The sequence below is a fragment of the Amycolatopsis sp. NPDC104775 genome (assembly GCF_055583325.1).
In genome coordinates this window covers 242,251-261,536 of sequence record NZ_JBVJOE010000003.1, presented here as the reverse complement: position 1 = coordinate 261,536, position 19,286 = coordinate 242,251, and the positions used below count along the sequence as shown (strand labels likewise).

The 19,286-nt window shown below is 67.0% G+C and carries 17 protein-coding genes and 2 tRNA genes; 14 read left to right on the top strand and 5 right to left on the bottom strand.

Translation table 11 applies throughout. From position 1 onward, the window contains the following. The first annotated feature begins 91 nt into the window (after nucleotides 1–91). The 10 genes from ACZ63D_RS15545 to ACZ63D_RS15500 all read left to right on the top strand — a co-directional run bounded on the left by ACZ63D_RS15545 (nucleotide 92) and on the right by ACZ63D_RS15500 (nucleotide 10,067). Nucleotides 92–724 (top strand): DciA family protein, encoded by a 633-nt coding sequence (locus ACZ63D_RS15545; protein ID WP_465355552.1) that lies wholly within the window; start codon nucleotides 92–94, stop codon nucleotides 722–724. A gap of 197 nt (nucleotides 725–921) precedes the next feature. After that, nucleotides 922–2,889, top strand: a complete 1,968-nt coding sequence (gene gyrB / locus ACZ63D_RS15540; RefSeq protein ID WP_465354980.1) for a DNA topoisomerase (ATP-hydrolyzing) subunit B — start codon at nucleotides 922–924, stop codon at nucleotides 2,887–2,889. Between the two features lie 48 nt (nucleotides 2,890–2,937). Next, on the top strand, nucleotides 2,938–5,547 hold the full coding sequence (gene gyrA / locus ACZ63D_RS15535; RefSeq protein ID WP_465354979.1) for a DNA gyrase subunit A: 2,610 nt from the start codon (nucleotides 2,938–2,940) through the stop codon (nucleotides 5,545–5,547). Nucleotides 5,548–5,582: 35 nt separating this feature from the next. Further along, nucleotides 5,583–6,233, top strand: coding sequence for a DUF3566 domain-containing protein (locus ACZ63D_RS15530; RefSeq protein WP_465354978.1), 651 nt, complete (start codon nucleotides 5,583–5,585; stop codon nucleotides 6,231–6,233). Nucleotides 6,234–6,361: 128 nt separating this feature from the next. Further along, a tRNA-Ile gene (locus ACZ63D_RS15525) sits at nucleotides 6,362–6,435 on the top strand. A gap of 91 nt (nucleotides 6,436–6,526) precedes the next feature. Then, on the top strand, nucleotides 6,527–7,912 hold the full coding sequence (locus ACZ63D_RS15520; RefSeq protein ID WP_465354977.1) for a hypothetical protein: 1,386 nt from the start codon (nucleotides 6,527–6,529) through the stop codon (nucleotides 7,910–7,912). Beyond that, a complete protein-coding gene (locus ACZ63D_RS15515; protein ID WP_465354976.1) occupies nucleotides 7,909–8,679 on the top strand; it encodes a phosphotransferase in 771 nt (256 codons plus the stop codon). The genes ACZ63D_RS15520 and ACZ63D_RS15515 overlap by 4 nt, the downstream gene beginning before the upstream one ends. A gap of 157 nt (nucleotides 8,680–8,836) precedes the next feature. Continuing rightward, nucleotides 8,837–9,007 carry a DLW-39 family protein gene (locus ACZ63D_RS15510; protein WP_009085484.1) on the top strand — a complete coding sequence of 57 codons (171 nt, stop codon included), beginning with the start codon at nucleotides 8,837–8,839 and terminating at the stop codon, nucleotides 9,005–9,007. 27 nt (nucleotides 9,008–9,034) lie between these two features. Next, nucleotides 9,035–9,107, top strand: a tRNA-Ala gene (locus ACZ63D_RS15505). Between the two features lie 324 nt (nucleotides 9,108–9,431). Then, nucleotides 9,432–10,067 carry a hypothetical protein gene (locus tag ACZ63D_RS15500; RefSeq protein WP_465354975.1) on the top strand — a complete coding sequence of 212 codons (636 nt, stop codon included), beginning with the start codon at nucleotides 9,432–9,434 and terminating at the stop codon, nucleotides 10,065–10,067. Nucleotides 10,068–10,118: 51 nt separating this feature from the next. On the opposite strand, the gene ACZ63D_RS15495 is transcribed toward ACZ63D_RS15500, so the two are convergent. Next, entirely contained in the window at nucleotides 10,119–11,177 is a 1,059-nt protein-coding gene (locus ACZ63D_RS15495) for an ankyrin repeat domain-containing protein (protein WP_465354974.1), read from the bottom strand. Between the two features lie 37 nt (nucleotides 11,178–11,214). Next, entirely contained in the window at nucleotides 11,215–11,691 is a 477-nt protein-coding gene (locus tag ACZ63D_RS15490; RefSeq protein WP_465354973.1) for a MarR family winged helix-turn-helix transcriptional regulator, read from the bottom strand. A gap of 85 nt (nucleotides 11,692–11,776) precedes the next feature. On the opposite strand from ACZ63D_RS15490, the gene ACZ63D_RS15485 reads away from it, so the two are divergent. The 3 genes from ACZ63D_RS15485 (at nucleotide 11,777) to ACZ63D_RS15475 (ending at nucleotide 14,452) form a co-directional block, all read left to right on the top strand. Then, a complete protein-coding gene (locus ACZ63D_RS15485) occupies nucleotides 11,777–12,589 on the top strand; it encodes an LLM class flavin-dependent oxidoreductase (protein ID WP_465354972.1) in 813 nt (270 codons plus the stop codon). 89 nt (nucleotides 12,590–12,678) lie between these two features. Next, complete coding sequence (locus tag ACZ63D_RS15480) at nucleotides 12,679–13,773, top strand: alpha/beta hydrolase family protein (protein WP_465354971.1); 1,095 nt, start codon at nucleotides 12,679–12,681, stop codon at nucleotides 13,771–13,773. 376 nt (nucleotides 13,774–14,149) lie between these two features. Further along, entirely contained in the window at nucleotides 14,150–14,452 is a 303-nt protein-coding gene (locus ACZ63D_RS15475; RefSeq protein ID WP_465354970.1) for a hypothetical protein, read from the top strand. A 22-nt stretch (nucleotides 14,453–14,474) separates the two neighbouring features. Here ACZ63D_RS15475 and ACZ63D_RS15470 read toward each other — a convergent pair whose 3' ends face one another. Continuing rightward, entirely contained in the window at nucleotides 14,475–15,098 is a 624-nt protein-coding gene (locus tag ACZ63D_RS15470; protein ID WP_465354969.1) for a TetR/AcrR family transcriptional regulator, read from the bottom strand. Between the two features lie 85 nt (nucleotides 15,099–15,183). Here ACZ63D_RS15470 and ACZ63D_RS15465 point away from each other — a divergent pair, with 85 nt between their 5' ends. Then, complete coding sequence (locus ACZ63D_RS15465) at nucleotides 15,184–17,238, top strand: HelD family protein (protein WP_465354968.1); 2,055 nt, start codon at nucleotides 15,184–15,186, stop codon at nucleotides 17,236–17,238. On the opposite strand, the gene ACZ63D_RS15460 is transcribed toward ACZ63D_RS15465, so the two are convergent. Together ACZ63D_RS15460 and ACZ63D_RS15455 are read right to left on the bottom strand one after the other, a co-directional pair. After that, nucleotides 17,220–18,419, bottom strand: a complete 1,200-nt coding sequence (locus tag ACZ63D_RS15460; RefSeq protein WP_465354967.1) for a glycosyltransferase 87 family protein — start codon at nucleotides 18,417–18,419, stop codon at nucleotides 17,220–17,222. The genes ACZ63D_RS15465 and ACZ63D_RS15460 overlap by 19 nt on opposite strands. A 22-nt stretch (nucleotides 18,420–18,441) precedes the next feature. Then, nucleotides 18,442–19,260, bottom strand: a complete 819-nt coding sequence (locus ACZ63D_RS15455) for an AraC family transcriptional regulator (protein ID WP_465354966.1) — start codon at nucleotides 19,258–19,260, stop codon at nucleotides 18,442–18,444. Nucleotides 19,261–19,286 lie beyond the last annotated feature (26 nt).

The window sequence follows — 19,286 nt, the reverse complement described above, 5'->3', positions numbered from 1 at the left end:
CGGGGTGACCGGGGTCACGCGGGTTGCCCACCGATCTGGGGACAAACCTGTGGACAGTGTGGATAAACCCGGAGCCGCGTTATCGCCGCGCGTGACGAACCGGCCAGATGGCGGTCTTGACACCCCGGAAACGGGCGATGCTTCCCGAAATTCCGCGCGTGGCGCGACGGAGCGTGACAGTTCCACTGGGCCGAACGAGACGGCCGCTGGGGACAAACCGAGCGGCCGCGACCTCGCGCACGCCGCGCTCGAAGCGGCGAAGGCGAAAGCCCGCGAACGCGGAGCCCCGCCGAACCTCAGGCGCGGCCGGATCGGGGGGAGCGGGCAGAACCGGGCGCGGCGGCGCTGGTCCGGTCCGGGCGCGGACCCGCGCGACCCGCAGCCGCTCGGCAGGCTCGTCTCGCGGCTGATCTCCGACAGCGGCTGGCAGGACACCATGACCAACGCGCGCGTGTTCGGGCAGTGGGCCCGGCTGGTCGGCGAGGACGTCGCCGAACACGCCCAGCCGGTGGCGCTGAAAGACGGCGAGCTGACCGTGCGCGCGAGTTCCACCGCGTGGGCCACGCAGCTGCGGTTGCTGCAGGGCAAATTGCTGGCGAAGATCGCCGCGGGCGTCGGGAACGGCGTGGTCAAGCGGATGCGGATCCAAGGTCCGACCGCTCCGAGCTGGCGGAAAGGGCCCCGGCACGTGCCTGGCCGCGGGCCGCGTGACACGTACGGCTGACGTGGGTTGCGCTCTGGCTGATGAGTTCCCCGAGGACCGGGCCGCGCGGCTTCGGATACGAGATGACTCAAGCCAGGGTGATTTCGTCCCTCTGCGACCGGCTGAGGGGTGTCCTAGCCGCATGTGAGCGCGTGCGGGCAAGTACACTGTTGTAGTAGCGGGCGTCCGCTCGGGCGAGACGAGGAGAAACAACGCCGGTGACCGAGAACAAGAGCGAGTACAACGCGTCGTCCATCACCGTGCTCGAAGGCCTCGAAGCAGTTCGCAAGCGCCCCGGCATGTACATCGGTTCCACCGGTGAGCGCGGTCTCCACCACCTGGTCCAGGAGGTGGTGGACAACTCCGTGGACGAGGCGATGGCGGGGTACGCCACCAAGGTCGAGGTTACCCTGCTCGCGGACGGCGGGGTGCGGGTAGTCGACGACGGCCGCGGCATCCCGGTCGACATCCACCCCAAGGAAAAGAAGCCGACCCTCGAGGTCGTGCTCACCATCCTGCACGCGGGCGGCAAGTTCGACAGCGACTCCTACGCGGTGTCCGGCGGCCTGCACGGCGTCGGCGTCTCGGTGGTGAACGCGCTCTCGACGAAGCTGCTGGCGGAGATCAAGGTCGGCGGCCGCAGCTGGCGCCAGGAGTACACGAACCAGGTCCCCGGCCCGCTGGAGGACCTCGGCCCGGCCTCCGACACCGGCACCACCATCACGTTCTGGGCCGATGGCGACATCTTCGAGACCACCACCTACAACTTCGAGACCATCTCGCGCCGGCTGCAGGAGATGGCGTTCCTCAACAAGGGCCTCACCCTGTCGCTGCGCGACGAGCGCGTCGCCGACGAGGAGACCGAAGAGGACGCCGCGGGCAAGCAGGCCAGGGTCAAGGAAGTCGTCTACTGCTACCCGGGCGGGCTCGAGGACTTCGTCAAGCACATCAACGGCAGCAAGGACCCGATCCACGAGAGCGTCATCTCCTTCGACGCCAAGGGAGCCGGGCTTGAGGTCGAGGTCGCGATGCAGTGGAACACCGGGTTCACGCCGTCGGTGTACACCTTCGCCAACACGATCAACACGCACGAGGGCGGCACGCACGAAGAGGGCTTCCGCGCCGCGCTCACCCGCGTCGTCAACGCGTACGCGCGCGAGAAGAAGCTGCTCAAGGAGAAGGACGCGAACCTGACCGGCGACGACGTGCGCGAGGGTCTCGCCGCGATCGTGTCGATCAAGCTGGCCGAACCGCAGTTCGAGGGCCAGACGAAGACCAAGCTGGGCAACAGCGAGGCCAAGACGTTCGTGCAGCAGCAGTCGAACGAATGGCTCGGCGACTGGTTCGAGCGCAACCCGAGCGAAGCCAAGACGATCATCAACAAGTCGATCTCGTCGGCGCAGGCCCGGCTCGCCGCCCGCAAGGCGCGCGACCTGGTGCGGCGCAAGGGCGCGCTGGAGATCGGCGGCCTGCCGGGCAAGCTCAAGGACTGCCGGTCGAACGACCCCGGCGAATGCGAGCTCTACATCGTGGAGGGCGACTCGGCCGGTGGTTCGGCCAAGGAAGGCCGCGACTCGATGTACCAGGCGATCCTGCCGATCCGGGGCAAGATCATCAATGTCGAGAAGGCCCGTATCGACCGCGTCCTCAAAAACACCGAGGTCCAGTCGCTGATCACCGCGCTCGGCACCGGCATCCACGACGATTTCGACATCTCGAAGCTGCGCTATCACAAGATCGTGCTGATGGCCGACGCCGACGTCGACGGCCAGCACATCACCACGCTGCTGCTCACCCTGCTGTTCCGGTTCATGACGCCGCTGATCGAGCACGGCCACGTGTTCCTGTCGCGGCCGCCGCTGTACAAGATCAAGTGGCCGCGGTCGGAGCCGGAGTACGCGTACTCAGACAAGGAACGCGACGCGGTCATCCAGGCCGGCGTCGAGGCGGGTCGCCGTCTTCCCAAGGACGACGCGATCCAGCGGTACAAGGGTCTCGGCGAGATGAACGCCGAGGAGTTGTGGGAGACCACGATGGACCCGGCGAACCGGCTTCTCGGGCAGGTCACCCTCGACGACGCCGCGCAGGCCGACGAACTGTTCTCCGTGCTGATGGGCGAGGACGTGGAAGCCCGCCGTTCGTTCATCACGCGCAACGCCAAGGACGTGCGCTTCCTGGACGTGTAGGCGTCCCCTTCTCACCCGCTTCCCAGGACTGCTCACAAGAAGGACCCCATGACGGAAACCTTGCCGCCGGAACACGACCGGATCGAACCGGTCGACATCCAGCAGGAGATGCAGCGCTCCTACATCGACTACGCGATGAGCGTCATCGTGTCGCGGGCGCTGCCGGACGTGCGCGACGGCCTCAAGCCGGTGGCGCGCCGGATCCTGTACTCGATGTTCGACTCCGGGTTCCGCCCGGACCGCGGGTACAACAAGTGCTCCCGCGTCGTCGGCGACGTCATGGGCAACTACCACCCGCACGGCGACTCGGCGATCTACGACGCGCTCGTACGGCTCGCCCAGCCGTGGTCGCTGCGCTACCCGCTGATCGACGGGCAGGGCAACTTCGGCTCGTCGGGCAACGACCCGGCGGCCGCGATGCGGTACACCGAGTCCCGGCTCGCGCCGCTCGCGATGCAGATGCTCGCGGACATCGAAGAGGACACCGTCGATTTCCGCGACAACTACGACGGCCGCACCCAGGAACCCGACGTCCTGCCGTCGCGGTTCCCGAACCTGCTGGTCAACGGCGGTTCCGGGATCGCGGTCGGGATGGCGACGAACATCCCGCCGCACAACCTGCGCGAGGTGTCCGAGGGCGTCGTGTGGGCGCTGGAGAACCCGGACGCGACCGACGACGAACTGCTGGCCGCGCTGCTCGTGCGGATCAAGGGCCCGGACTTCCCGACCAAGGCGATGATCCTCGGCACGTCCGGCATCGAGGACGCCTACCGCACTGGCCGCGGTTCGATCCGGATGCGCGCGGTCGTCGAGGTCGAAGAGGACGCGAAGGGCCGCACCATCCTGGTCGTGTCCGAGCTGCCGTACCAGGTGAACCCGGACAACCTGGTGGAGAACATCGCGCACCTGGTGCGCGACGGCAAGCTCACCGGGATCGCCGACATCGCCGACGAGTCCAACAGCCGCTCCGGCATGCGGATCGTCGTCACGATCAAACGCGACGCGGTCGCGAAGGTCGTGCTGAACAACCTGTTCAAGCACACCCAGCTGCAGCAGAACTTCGGCGTCAACATGCTGGCGCTGGTCGACGACGTGCCGCGCACGCTGCGGCTCGACCAGATCATCCGGCACTACGTGAAGCACCAGGTCGACGTGATCGTGCGGCGGACCCGGTTCCGGCTGCGCAAGGCCGAGGAACGGGCCCACATCCTGCGCGGCCTGGTCAAGGCGCTCGACATGCTCGACGAGGTGATCGCCCTGATCCGGCGGTCGCCCTCGGCGGACGAGGCCCGGCCGGGCCTGATGTCGCTGCTCGAGATCGACGAGATCCAGGCCACCGCGATCCTGGACATGCAGCTGCGCCGGCTGGCCGCGCTGGAACGGCAGCGGATCATCGACACGCTGGCCGAGATCGAGCTCGAGATCGCCGACCTCAAGGACATCCTCGAGAAGCCCGAGCGGCAGCGGTCGATCATCCGCGACGAGCTGATGGAGATCGTCGACAAGTACGGCGACGACCGGCGCACCCAGATCATCCCGTTCGACGGCGACGTGTCGGTCGAGGACCTGATCGCGCAGGAAGACGTCGTCGTCACCATCACCCGCACGGGCTACGCCAAGCGGACGAAAACCGATCTGTACCGCTCGCAGAAGCGCGGCGGCAAGGGCGTGCAGGGCGCGACGCTGAAGCAGGACGACATCGTCCAGCACTTCTTCGTCTGCTCCACGCACGACTGGATCCTGTTCTTCACGAACAAGGGCCGGGTGTACCGGGCGAAGGCCTACGACCTGCCCGAGGCCAACCGCAATGCGCGCGGCCAGCACGTGGCGAACCTGCTCGCGTTCCAGCCGGACGAGCAGATCGCCCAGGTCATCGAGATCCCGAACTACGAGGTCGCGCCGTACCTGGTGCTCGCCACGCAGCGCGGCCTGGTGAAGAAGACGAAGCTCACCGACTTCGACTCCAACCGCGCGGGCGGGCTCATCGCGATCAACCTGCGCGAGGGCGACGAGCTGGTGGGCGCGGTGCTGGCCGCGGCCGACGACGACCTGCTGCTGGTGTCGGCGGGCGGGCAGTCGATCCGCTTCCACGCCACCGACGAGGCGCTGCGCCCGATGGGCCGCCCGACCTCGGGCGTGCTGGGCATGCGGTTCAACGAGGGTGACGAACTGCTCGGCATCAGCGTGGTCAAACCGGACAAGTTCCTGCTGGTCGCGACGGACGGCGCGTATGCGAAGCGGACGCCGATCGAGGACTATCCGGTCCAGGGCCGCGGCGGCAAGGGCGTGCTCACCATTCAGCACGACAGCAAACGTGGCAGGCTGGTGGGGGCACTCATCGTCGACGAGGACGACGAGCTGTTCGCCATCACGTCCAGCGGCGGGGTCATCCGCACGCCGGCGCGGGACGTGCGCAAGGCGGGCAGGCAGACCAAGGGCGTTCGGCTGATGAACCTGGGTGACGGAACCACTCTTCTCGCGGTCGCACGCAACGCGGACGAGGGTTCGGACGTCGCCAATGGTGGCGAAGAGGCTTCCGAAGCCGGTGAAGGTTCGGAGGGCTCGGAAGTTTCGGCTTCCGAGGTGGTTTCGGAGGAAGCGGCCGAGGCTACGCCGGAGGAGCCCACAGCAGAAGACGGCACGGCGCCGGAGCAGTGATCGGCGCCCCACGCACGGGTAAGGACTGACTCAACGTGGCACCATCCGACAAGGCCGACGACGCGTCGGCCAACCCGCCCTGGCAGCGCACCGCCAAGGACGGCGGCGGCGACTCCGAGGCCATGGCCACGGCGCGGATCGCGACCGAGGACGTGCCCACCGCGGCTCCAGAACCGGCCGCGGCCGAGAACGACTACCCGGTGACCGGCTCGGCGGCGCCCCGGCTCTTCGGAGGCGAGGCACCGCCGGCGGCGGCCGACGTGCCGCCCGCGGGCCGCACCCGGCCGACGCCGAGCGCGCTGCGCCGCCCCGGCCGGGGCCCGCGGCGGGCGAGCCTGCAGATCAAGCGGTTCGACCCGTGGTCGGTGCTGAAGCTGGCACTGGTGCTCGGCGTCGCGATGTTCTTCGTCTGGCTGGTCGCGGTCGGCGTGCTCTACACCGTGCTCGACGGCATGGGCGTATGGGACAAGCTGAACGGCACGTACTCGTCCCTGGTCGGCGGCGAGGGCGCGAACGCGTCCCCGGAACCGCTGATCAGCGCCGGTCGCGTGTTCGGCATCGCGGCCATCATCGGGGCGATCAACATCGTGCTGGTGTCCGCGCTGGCCACGGTGAGCGCGTTCATCTACAACGTGTCGGCGGACCTCGCGGGTGGGCTGGAGGTCACGCTCTCGGAGCGCGAGTAACCCGGTTGCAGGGGCTCCGTCCCTCGCGTCGGCCAACCTCTTGGGTCGCGGAGGCCTGCGCGGTTCGGAAGGCGGCTACCCGGTTGCAAGGGCGGATGAGGGGTCCGGTAGAGTTCTCCTCGTTCGACGGGCCCATAGCTCAGGCGGTTAGAGCGCTTCGCTGATAACGAAGAGGTCGGAGGTTCAAGTCCTCCTGGGCCCACAGTTCCCCGGAAGGCCGGTTCGCAGTCGCGGACCGGCCTTTCTGGTATTTCGGATGACTGTCCGGTAGCGCGGTCGCCAGAATCAACCGCATGCAGTCTCCAGCGCAGATCCGTGAGCAGTTGCGCCTCGCCGCGGCCACCAGGCGTTACCAGTCTGGTCTGGCCGAAACCGCGGCCTGGCTTTCGTCGGCGACTGCGCGCGAGCTGCTGCGGATCGACTACTACGCCCGCCAGTCCCGCTATCCGAAGCCGGTGCTGGGGAAGGCGTGGAAGCTCAAGAACGCCACACTGGTGGACGCGGCGTTGGCTTCGATGCATCCCGACGGCCGTCTCCGGGAGCAGGCCGTACACGTGTTGTGCTCTGTGGACGGTGTGGTGAGCGATCGGGCGCTGGCGGTCCGGGTGGCCGACCACGTCGAGGTGGTCCGCGAACTGGCTGAACACGAGGTGCTGCGGCGCACGACGTTGGCGCAGGCGGAGCAGATCGTGCCGGTGCTGCAGCGGATTTCGCAGCGTGAGCGGGGTGCGGAGGTTTATGCGCGCTACTTGCGTGCGTTGGTCGCCGCGCACGACGAGGCGTCGGTGTGGGCGTGCCTGCGAAACTCCGAGACCTTCGCCGTGCGGAGATCGGCGTTCCGGCGCAGCTTCGAGTCCGGGCTGCTCGGGTTGCCGGACGCGGTCCGGATGCTGCCTCGGGAACGGGATCAGCTCGTCCGGCGGCAGCTGATCCAGGTGATCGCCGAGAAGGCGACGCCGGACGTCATCGCCGATTCGCTGCTTCGCGGGCGGTCCGCGGAAAGCCGGGTGCTGGGATTGGTGAAGCTGACCGCGGCGCAGCTCGATCCCGTTGTGGTGGAACAACTTCTGCTCGACCGGTCGGTGCTGGTGCGGATGTGGGCGCGGTTGCGATGGCAGCAAATGGGGCGCGATCCTGCTGCGGTTTATGCGGCGGTCGCGCGGTCTTCTGCCGAGCCGGTGGTGCGGGCGCGTGCGTACGTCGGGCTGGTGGACACCGGAGTTGAGCTGGACCGTGCGGAGATCGTCGAGCTTGCGCGGAGTGCGGACTTGGCTTTGAAGAAGACCGGGTTGTCGTTGCTTCGCGGGAAGGCTGTCGCTTCGGAAGTGCCTTGGCTGCTGCGGGAAATGAGCGGCGAAGACTCGCGGGTGGCCCGGTTGGCGGGGGATGTGCTCAGCAGCAGTCCGCAGCTGTGGTCGTTGGCGGATTTGGCTGTATTGAAGGAATCCGCGGATCCAGAGCTGCGCCGTCGGGGATGGTGGCTGCACCGCAGTCTTGGCGGATGGGAGGCAGTGATCGTCGATCTGGAGACCGGGGCGTGGTGGGATCGGATGGTGCTGCCGATGTATTTCCAGCCGACGGCGGCGCAGCGGCAACGGATCGCGGATCTGCTCGGCACGCTTCCCGTTGGCAGCAGGCAGGTTTCGGAGATCGCGTTCGCGGCCGGGATTTCGGCATGAATGGCGAGGAACTGGGCGAGGGTTGGGACAGCGTCGCGACACTTGTCGACGGACGGTGGGTCGAGCGGCGGCCCAAACGGGACGAGGTGCGCGCGTGGCTGCTGCGCGAGACGAGGGTATTGCCGTGGCTAGGGCCGCAGTTGCCGTTGACGGTGCCGATTCCGTTGGTGTGGCATGAAAATCCGTTGGTCGTGCGGCATGAACTGGTACCCGGCGAGCCCGGCGACCTGACTGCCGAGGACGGCCGGGTGCTTGGGCGGTTTCTTCGGGCTCTGCACAGTGCGGACGTGGCGAAGGCGCGCGAACTCGGTGCCGTGCCGGAAGTTCTGGCCCTCGATGCTGTTCCGCCGTTGCTCGGCCCGTTGGCTGACCGCGCTCGCGCGCTGGTGGCGGAAGTCCAGGGTTATCCAGCGGACACCCTGATCCATGCTGACCTTGGGCCGGAACACCTGCTCAAGCGGGACGGTCGGATGAGCGGGGTGATCGACTGGACCGACGTGTCGCTCGGCGATCCGGCGCGAGACCTGGCTTGGCTGCTGCACTGGACCTCGGCGGAGTGCGTCGCGGCGTTCTCGGACGAGTACGAAGTCACGCCCGAACTACGCCGTCGCGCGTGGGCGTGGAATCAGCTGGGTCCGTGGTACGAGGTGACGTACGGGCTGGAGAACAACCGGCCTGACCTGGTCGAATCGGGTCTCGCTGGTGCCCGCGCCCGGCTCGCGGAGACGAGTCAGCCCTGCCGGGAAGAGAAGGACCGGCAGGGCTGAGTGTTGCGTGGCCGCGGGGGCCGTCGGAGTCAACGGACCGAGCACTCCGGATATTCCCGGTGTTCCACGTGGAACGAGAGACGGAACCGCTGGACGGGACGCGCGGCGGGTCCGGTAGCATCGTGGGGTAGCGCAAGCACTCAGAAGGGGGCTTCAGGTGAAGAAGCTGTTGGCACTCGCGGTCGTCGCGGGCGGCGTCCTGTTCGTCGTCAAGCGGAACAAGGCGGCCAAGGCCGAGGCTGACCTGTGGCGCGAAGCCACGACGCCTGCCGCCCCGTCGGCGAATGGCAGTGCGCCGGTCAAGGCCGCGGACGCCTCGCGCAACTGACCCACTTCGCGGACCCCGGTCCGCACCGGGCCTGTAGCTCAATTGGTAGAGCACCGCCTTTGCAAGGCGGGGGTCAGGGGTTCGATTCCCCTCAGGTCCACTCACAGTCCCCGCTCGGCTATCGCCGGGCGGGGATTCGTGCGTTCGGGGATCTGCTTCAGCCAGTCGATGATCTTGAAGACGGTCTCCCGAACGCCGGGTTGAGCGCGGATGGTGACCAGGCGGCGGCCCGTGTTGAGGGACAGATCCGAGTGGCCGGGGCATCGGAATCCAGCAGATCTCGCCGACCTTCCGGTTTGATGTCGCTTGACTGGGCTGATGCCGAGGTTTCGCAGCGCGATCCCGGAACCGGCCGCTGGCTTGACTTCAACTTCTCTTGAAGTTCCATCCTTCGTAGGTCAGCACTGATCGCGAAGGGACATTCATGACTATCAACGAGGTTGTGCGGCCGGACTTTGCTCGCACGGACGTCGATGCTGTGCTGGTTGCGGAGACGGCCGTCGAGGCGGCAGATGTTCTTGCTCGGCTGGAAAACGAGCCGTGGCCTGCGGGGCTGCTTTCGTTCAATGCGTTGGGTAGCACCGAAGCGTCCCTGATCTACACCCAGTGGGCGGAGGGAACGGCGGACCCTGATTTCGTGCGTCGGGTTTCCGGTGGTGATCCGGTGGAATATCGGTTGTATCGCAGCGGAAATCGGGACAACGAGGAGGTTCCGGGATGCATCGTCGTGGTGAGTGTGGAGTTCGCCGACGCGGATGCTCAGCGGCAGCGGCGTTGGGTGGACACCGTGTTCAGCGCGTTGGCCAGTGAGGACGAGCCCGCGCCGGGCGGGATATCCGGGCATTTCCATGTCAGCACCGACGGGACCCGGGTGCTCAATTATGCGGAGTGGACCGACGAACGGTCGCATCGCGAGGCGTTGGAGCGGTCCGGCCGGGGGACGGTCGGGGTGTCTGACGAGTGGCGGAAGGTGCAGGAGTTTCCGGGCGTGCGCGGCAGTGGGTTCCGGAGGTATCGGATGGTGCGCAGTCTTTCGCTGGAGACTAAGGAGCTCGCCTGATCAAGGCTGCCGCAGTACCGCGGGCTGGCCAGACAGTGGCGCGCTGTCCGGTTAACGGTGGTATTCCGGTGAGGCCAGCGGCAAGGGCGTGGGGTTGAGCCGGACCCACGCGACGGCGAATTCGCACAGCCGGGCCAGTTCTTCGTCGTCGCCGTTACCCGAGCGGATGCGTTTGGCGAGGGCCTGCGCTTCCGGAAGCTCGGGTAGCGGGGAGCCAGAAGCGAAGTAGCCGGAGAGTGCGTCGGTCAGCGTGCGGAAGTCGCGGTCCCAATTCACGCTGCCGTTGTCGAGGATCTCGCGAGAGAGCTTCCCGGACAAGCGGATCACTTCTCCCTGAAGGGTTTTCGCCGCGCCCGAGCCCGGGACAAGCAGTTTCCACAGCTGTTGGTGCTGCTTCTGCCAGGTGCCGTCGGGCACCGTGATGGGGGAAACGCCGTCGTGGGTCAGCCGTGGCGGGACTGGCTCTACGTCGAACAATCGGTACAACTCGCGTAGACCCGCGTCGATCTCGTCGAGGTAATCGGGATTGAAACCCTCGCGGTAAAACTCGAACTCGGTGCCGATCCGGCGTACCTGCTCTCGCGCCTCATCGGTTACGACCGCGCCGGCTTCGAGAAGAATCGTGGCGGTTTCGGCCATGCCCGCGATCCGGATGTTCGTGGTTTCCCGCAGACCGGACATCAGCGGGGTGAGTCCCGGCTTGCCCGCGATCGTGGCGTGGACATTCGCACCGTGTTCGAGCAGCACTCGCACTGTCGCCGGTTGTTGTCGGCTGGCTGCGCCGTGCAAGGGGGTGCCGCGGCGGGGTGGTGATTCTTCGAGGTCTGCGCCGAGGGAGAGCAGCAGCGGGATTTGCGCGGCCGCGCCTCTCGCGGCGCGAGTCCACAGTGGAGTCTCGCCGAACTGGTCGGCCGCGTTGACGTCGAGGCCTTGGCCGACCAGCCAGACGATGAGTTCGTCCGGGCAATCGAGGTAGCCGAGCGCCGTTGCTTTGCAGTATCCACCGCGAGCGTCCAACTCGGTGCGTGCGAATACTGCCTGGAGTTCGGCGAGTGACGTGGACGTCAGCATTTCGTCGAAGTTCTTCGGCAGCGTTTTTCTCTTGCGCATCGCGGGTTTCCTCCTTGGCGTGGCACCAGCTTAATGATCAGGAGGGCAGTTCGGACTTCAACCGATGTTGCAGTTCGATGAGCGTCTGCCGGGCCAGTTCGAGTCGTTCCAGGTCCAGGCCGTCGGTCGTGCGGAGGGCCAGATCCTCGTACGCCGCTTGCATTCGGTGCAAAGCCGCGCGGCCGTTCGGGGTGACTTCGAGCAGTTTGGCTCGCTGGTGCGCGGGGTTCGGGCGGTAGCGGGCCAGGTCGTCGTCGACCAGCAGATCGGCGACGCGCTGGACGCTTTGCCTCGTGTGGCCCAGCTGCGAGGCGATCGACGCGACCGGGGCGGGTTCCGCTTCGACCGCGGCTAGCACCTGGTACCGCGCGACGCTCAATCCCGTGGGGCGGGCGATGCCGTTGCCGACTGCCTCCAGGACGTCGGAGAGCCGGATGACCTCGTCCATCAGGTCGTTGTAGGCGTCGCAGGCCTTCTTGACAGCATGCTGTCGTATCGCTAGCTTCTCGTTCATGACAGCATGCTGTCATCTAGCCAGGGGGCAGGCAACAGTTCGAGAGGATCATCTGGTGCGAATCGGCATAGGACTTCCGAATCAAGTGCGCGATGTCGACCCCGCGGTGGTGCCGCGCTGGGCGGCGCGGGCGGAGGAGGCGGGTTTTTCTTCGCTGGCGACGATCGGCAGGTACGCGTATCCGGGGGTGAGCGACACGGTTTCGCTGGCGGCCGCGGCGGGGGCGACGACGCGGATCGGGCTGCTCAGCGGCGTGTTGCTCGCGCCGACCTGGCCGGCTGCGTTGCTGGCCAAGGAAATCGCGAGCATCGACGGGGTTTCCGGGCATCGGCTGACGTTCGGGGCCGGGGTGGGACTTCGGGAAGAGGAATTCACGGTGCCGGGGCTCGGTGCGCGTGACCGGGGTGCGCGGTTTGACGCTGACCTGGAGATTTACCGCGAAGTGTGGGCTGGCAAGCCTCGCGGGGAGAACCCGGCGGTGCCGGCAGGGGCTCGGCAGGTGCCCATGTTGTTTGGTGGCTATACCGAGCAGGCGTTGCGGCGGATGGTGCGTTGGGGCACCGGTTATATCGCTGGTTCGGGATCGGTGTCGGTGAGCGCGCCGCTGTTTGAAGCGGCGAAACGTGCGTGGAGCGAGGGCGGCCGGGACGGGCGGCCGCGGCTGGTTTCGTTGGCGTACTTCGTTTTGGGGAATGTCGATGCCGGATTGGCGAACGTCCGGGACTTTTACCGGTTGGCTCCAAAGGAAGTCGCGGACAGCGTCGCGCCCTGTGTGTCTCCGGAGCTGGTGAAGAAGTCCATCGCGGAGTTCGCCGAGTTGGGTGTGGACGAGCTGATTTTCATGCCAGTGACCGACGATCTGGACGAAGTCGTCCGGCTGGCGGACGTCGTCGGCTGATCCATCGTCCCGGAAGATGATTCCGACATCGGGGGTGCCTCCGGGGCATCACCGATGTTCCCGGGTGCTGGCCGCTCCAAGCTGAGAGCATGAGATTACGCGTGATAGCGGTCATCGCGGCGATGCTCGTCGTGGCCGGGGCGGGCACCGCGCAGGCGGCACCGCGATTGGCGTTGCCAGCGCCGGGTGGTTTCGCTCCGGTCGGGACTACCAGCTTTCACTTCACCGACACCTCCCGCGCGGATCCGTGGGTTCCTTCGCAGCGGCGGGAAATGATGGTGACGCTGTGGTATCCGGCGCAATATCCCGGATGGCGGGCGACACAGTACCTCACGCAGCGGGAATCGTCGTTGATGGTGAAGGAGCTTGGTGATCCTTCGGTGCCTGAGGACGCGCTGACGAAGGTGCGCACGAATTCCACTGTGGACGCTCCGCCGCAGTACCGGCGAGTGCCGTTGGTGGTGCTCTCACCCGGGTTCACGTTGCCGCGTGCGACGTTGTCGGCGTTGGCGGAGGAACTGGCCAGCCGGGGATACGTCGTCGCGGGGATCGGGCATAACTACGAGTCGACCGCGATCAGCTTCCCGGACGGGCATACGACCGAATGCGTGGCATGTCAGATCAAGGACTGGGAAAAGCTCGTCAAGAACCGGGCGGCGGACGTGTCGTTCGTGCTTGATCAGCTCGTCGGCCGGAACCCGGTGTGGGGCGGCGGAAAGTTGATCGACGCTCGGCGGATCGCGATGATCGGGCATTCGATCGGCGGAGCCAGCACGGTGCCGGCGATGCTGGCCGACCGGCGGATTCGCGCCGGGGCGATGCTGGACGGCATGTATTACCTTCCGGTGACTGGCCTGGATCGGCCGTTTCTGCAGTTCGGGACACCGGTGCACGAGCCGGGCGGGACGGTCGACCCGTCGTGGGATTCGGCGTGGCGCGAGATGGCTGGCTGGAAGCGGTGGATCACTGTTGACGACGGGGAACACAGCATGTTCACCGATCAACTGCTGCTCGTTCAGCAGGCCGGGGTGCGGATACCGGGATTGAAGATCGATCCGTTGCGGGGGATCCGGGTCAGCGAGGCGTACTTGACGGCGTTCCTGGACGAGCACCTGCGCGGAGTGCATCAGCGATTGCTGGACGGGCCGTCGCGCAGGTATCCCGAAGTGCGGTTTTGGGGCTGATCGATAAGTCCGCGGAATTTCTTCGCAACCCTGCCCAGCGGTGTGCGTCTCTATAGGCAAAGGGAAATCCAAGAGCTGGTCAGGGGAGAATTGAAATGCTCAGGAAGACTGTCAAATTGGCCACCGTCGCAGCTGCTCTCGGTGCGGTCGCACTGCTTTCCGCGTGCTCAGGCCAGAATTCCGCAGCCCCGGCGAGCAACCAGTCCGCCCCGGTCAACGTAGCGGCGAAGAGCCAGCCGAATGCGCCCGTGAAAAAGGGTGGCAGCGGTGGTGGCGGGCCAGTGAGAGTGTTAATTGCAGCGAGCTAGGCGGCGCTGTCGGACCGCGCAAAGTTGATTTGATCGCGGACGAAACCGAAGCCGGTACCGTTGGTTGCGTGGAAGCGTTCAATGTCATCACTGGGTATTTCGATAACATCGACAAAGCTGTCGGGTCGAATTACCTGATGACCGTCCGGGGTTGGCGATGCCTGACCGACACCGGTGCGGAGGGCACGCACGAGATCCGGTGCGAGAAGGACGGTTTCAAGCTGCACACGACTCCGCCGAAGGACGAGAACACTCCGGACCCGCAAGAGCAGGGCACGGGGTGCAACGGGGTGCCGGTGGACCCGCCTGCGGAGCAGGACCAGGGGACGGGGTACCAGGGTTTGCCGATCGACAGCCCGGATCAGACCTGAACCCGTACACCCGGCCTGCGGACTACAACACCGAAGACAGGCCATCCCGCAGCATCCGATAAGCCGTCTTTGCCCGCGCGACAGCGTCCGGGTACGTCTCATCAGCGCTTCGACCACCGCGAATCTCCTGGGCATTGTGGAATCCCAAGATCCGTTGTGCGCCAAAGATCTGCGAAGCCGCCAATCGGGCCGTGAACTCGTCCTCGATCCCGCACGACGACCGCAGCTCATCGACCAGCTCCTGCTCCTTCTCCAGCAGGTAAGTGGCAAGTCGGGCCAGCAATGCGGGCGTCGAGTACAGCAGCGTGTGGCAGGTGATCGCGTCTGGAGAATCGTTCAGGCCGGTCAGTGGGTCGCGTTCGGCCAGGCGGTCGAGGAAAGACCGTTCCAGCGCGGACAGCGCCGACACCCCGTCAGCTCGGGCGCGGACGATCTCCGCGGGGCCGTTTTCGTCGACGAACTGGTGGATGACCAGGTCTTCCTTGGTCGGGAAGTACGCGAACAGCGTCGGCTTCGAGACCTCGGCCGCGGCGGCGATGTCGGCTACCGAGACCCCGTCGAAGCCGGATTCCCGGAACAGGCGCAGCGCCGCCGAGGCGATGGATTCCCTCGTGCGGCGGCGTTTGCGCTCGCGCAGTCCTGACACGGGCGTCAGCCTAGCTCCAACTCGAACCCGGATAAAAGCTTGACTCGGTTGTATATTTAACTCAGTCAAGAAACAGGGGGCGGGAGTGGAACCAGAGATCCGGGCGGAGCGCGAGTATCTCCAGGCCTGTCACGCGGAGCTGGACCGGATGCGGGCGGAGGTCAAGACCGCGATCGCGACGGGGATGGGCGAGGGCGACGCGGTCGACGACAAGTACTTCAACCACATGCTCAAGCAGTTTCGCAGCGAGATCGCCGAGGAGCTAGCGGATATCGACGACGCACCGCTCTTCTTCGGCCGCCTCGACTACCCGCCGGGCGAGGTCTACGAAGCCGCGCGAGGGTCGCATACCCGGTCGCTCGAACGCGACCTCGTTTACCTCGGCCGCAGAGGGATTCGTGACGACGACGGCGAACCTCTGGTGATCGATTGGCGGGCACCGCTCGCCAGGGCGTTTTACGAAGCCGATCATGAGCATCCGATGGGGGTGCGGGTTCGCCGCCGCTACGGTTTCGACCACTCCGGGCTGCTCAGCGCGTACGAGGACGAGCCGCTCGATCGGCCCGGTTCGTCGGCGAATCGGCTGCTCACCGCGGAGATCGAGCGGCCGCGGCAGGGGCCGATGCGGGACATCGTCGCCACGATTCAGCCGGATCAGATGCGGCTCGTCCGGGCGCCTGCCGAGCGGACGCTGTGCATCCAGGGGGCTCCGGGCACCGGCAAGACGGCGGTTGGCCTGCATCGGCTCGCGTATCTGCTCTACACCGAGCGGGTGCGGTTGCAGAAGGCGGGCGGGGTCGCGGTGATCGGGCCGAACCGGGCGTTTCTCGCGTACATCGCGGGGGTGCTTCCGGCGTTGGGTGAGGTGGCGGTTTCCCAGGCCACAATTGACGAATTGACCGGCCGTGGGCACCTCGTCTCGTATGTAGACGATCCGCGGACGGCGCGCATCAAAGGTGACGTTCGGATGGCGGAGGTCGTCCGGAGGCAGCTGTGGGCGCGGATTCAACCGGTGGACCGGACGCTTGAGGTCAAGTACCAGCACCGGACGTGGCGGTTGTATCCCGAGGACATCGCCGAGGAACTCCGCGAAACCCTCAGCCGCGGCGCGGATTACCGCGCTGGGCGGGAATTGCTGACGCAGCGGCTCGCACATCGGATCCTGCGCGAGATGGAGCGGTCCGGCGGCACGAACGCGACGCTCCATCAACTCCAGCGCAACGCCGCGATCACCAAGGCGGTCCGCGACATGTGGCCGGCCGTTGATCCTGCCCGGCTGATCTACGACCTGCTGACCGAGCGGACGTGTCTCGCCGAAGCAGCGGACGGAATTCTCACTGCCGAGGAACAAGAAGCCCTCATCCGGCCACGGCCGCGCAGCCGCAAGGCGATGACCTGGTCGACACTCGACCTGGCGTTGCTGGACGAGGCCGCCGCGTTGATTGAGCGTCCGGCGAAGCTCGGGCACGTCGTGGTCGATGAGGCGCAGGATCTCAGCCCAATGCAGCTGCGGGCGATCGCGCGCAGGCTGGCCGGCGCGTGCACGGTTCTCGGCGACGTCGCACAGGCGACCAGTCCGTCCGCGGTCCGCGATTGGGCCACTGTGCTGACCCACCTGGAGCGGCCAGGCGGGCGGATCGAAGAACTCACGCACGGCTACCGCGTCCCGGCGGATGTTCTTGACTTCGCGGCTCGGCTGCTTCCGCACATCGCGCCGGAGCTGCGTAGTCCCACGTCGTTCCGGCATTCCGCGGATGCCTTGCACCTGACCGAAACGGACGAGACGGTCGCCGCTGCGGTCGAGATCTGTGCGGAGGCGCTAAAGCAGGAAGGGTCGATCGGGTTGCTGGCCGCGGACGCGGATATCCCGGAGTTGAGCCGGGCGCTTAGTGAGCACGGGCTCGACTACACGGTGTTGGGCGCCGAAGGGACGGCCAGGATCACGGTGGCACCGGTGAGTTTGGCGAAGGGGCTGGAGTACGACACGGTCTTGGTGGTCGAACCGGCGCACATCGTGGCGGCGGAAGAGCGTGGGCTGCAACGGTTGTACGTCGCGCTCACCCGAGCGGTCAGCACGCTGCACGTCCTCCACGCGGATCGGTTGCCGGAGCCGCTGCTGGCTCAGGCCGCGGCGGTGTGACGGCGCGTCGAAAAGAATTGCCAGCCCAGAAAACCCAGCGCCAGCAGCAGATAACTGTTGCCGATCACGTGCTCGACGGGGCTCCAGGACAGCTCCAGGTACCCGTTCTTCGGCAGCCACGAATGCGGGGCGATCACGAAAATCGCCGCCACGGCGGCCAGTCCGGCGACGGCGAGCCGGGTGTGCGCGCGAGCGGCGAACAGCACGATCGCGGGCACGATCCACACCCAGTGGTGCGACCACGAAATCGGTGAGCACACCAGGATCGCCGCGGTGTTGAGCAGGAACGCCATCGGCGGGTCGGCGCGCAGCATCGCGGGGATGGTCAGCGCGAGCGCGGCCAGCGTCAGCACTGCGACCAGGATCAGCGTCGGCGTGTCCGGAAGTCCGAATCGGTGCACCGCGCCCTGGATCGTCTGGTTGGTCGCGAAAATCGACCCGCTCATCCCGGACGCGCCGGTCAGTCCGCCGCCGAACCAGTACTTCATCGACGCTTCCGGCGCGATCAGGAATCCGGCCGCACCGGCGAGCAGGAACGTGACCACGGTGGTCACGGCCGCGCGGAAGTCCTTTTTCAGCAGGAAGAACAGCAGGAACCCGGCTGGGGTGATCTTCATGGCGGCGGCGAGGCCCAGCAGGACGCCGCGCGGCAGCCGGGTCCGGGGGCCGAGGCAGTCGATCGCCACGAGCGCCATCAGCAGCAGGTTGATCTGCCCGAACCACAACGTTTCGCGGACGGGTTCGAAGGCCAGTGAGCCAGCGCCGATCAGCAGCGCGGCGAGCAACGCGGTCCGCCGTCCGGCGTGCGGCCGGACCACGAGGTAGACCGTGCCGCACAGACAGGCCAGCGAGACGGCGAGCATCACCATCGCGCCCAGCGGCAGCGGCAGCGCGGCGAACACCAGGAACACGACGGCGGCGAACGGCGGGTAGATGAACGGCAGGATCAGCCCGGTGCGGGTCGGCGGGAGCGGGCCGTAAATGTCCTCGCCCTGGGCGAGCGCCCGCGCGCCGGAGCGGTAGATCTCCAGGTCGAGCGGCCACATCGTGCAGACGAGCCACAGAATTACCGCGGCTGCGGCGACCGCGGCGAGGACTAGCGCGAACACTGCCGGTCGGCGGGTGCCGGCGTGGTCTAGCCACCGGCGCAGCGCGACAGCGGGGGGCCGGAGGGAAGTCACTCCGCGATCATGCCTACCGCGATCACCCGTTCGCGCAGTGGGGGCGGGACCAGGCGACCTCGTCCACCGCGAGCCACGGTGCGTTCGCGGCGGCCGAGGGGGTGACTCCGGCGAAGGCTTTGACCTCGTGGTGCAGGTGAGCCTGGTCGACATATCCGCTTTCCGCGGCCACCGACGCCGGGCTTTCGCCCGCGGCGAGCCGGTGAACCGCGTGGTCGAACCGGACCAGTCTCGCCGCGCGTTTCGGGCTGAGCCCGAGCTGGCCGCGGAACCGGGACCACAGCCGTTTCCGGCTCCACCCGGTCTCGTCGGCCAGTTGCTCGATCCGCACCTGACCGCGGTGTGCGTCCATCCGCCGCCAGGCGAAGGCGACTTCTGGATCGACCGTCCGCCCGGCCTCGTACCGTTTCCCCAAAGCGGCTTCTACCAGGGCAAACCGGTCGTTCCATGAGGTGAGCGAGCGCAGCTGGCCGGGCAGTTCGGTAGGCCAGACGTCTTCGAGGGACACGACCTCACCGCTCAGTTCCGTCCCGAGCACCGCGTGCGCGACCGCGGGCGATAGCCGGATCTGCACGCATTCGATGTCCTGTCCGCGCACCCGCATCCCTTGCGGAGCCAGCCCGGCGACGATGCTGCCGCGAGCCACGCCGTTGACGAGCAGCTTTTCGCGGAGGTTGAGGAACAGCGTGACCGCCGGGTACGGGACCACGGTCAGGTCGACCAGATCGACGGTGTCGCCGACGAACCCGGCCATCCGCACGCCCGGCAGCCGGAGCGGTCGGGACGGCACGGCGATGCCCCACACCGCTGCCCCGTCGCGAGCCCACTCGGCTGGTCGCATGCCGCCATCGTACGGCGGCGCGACAT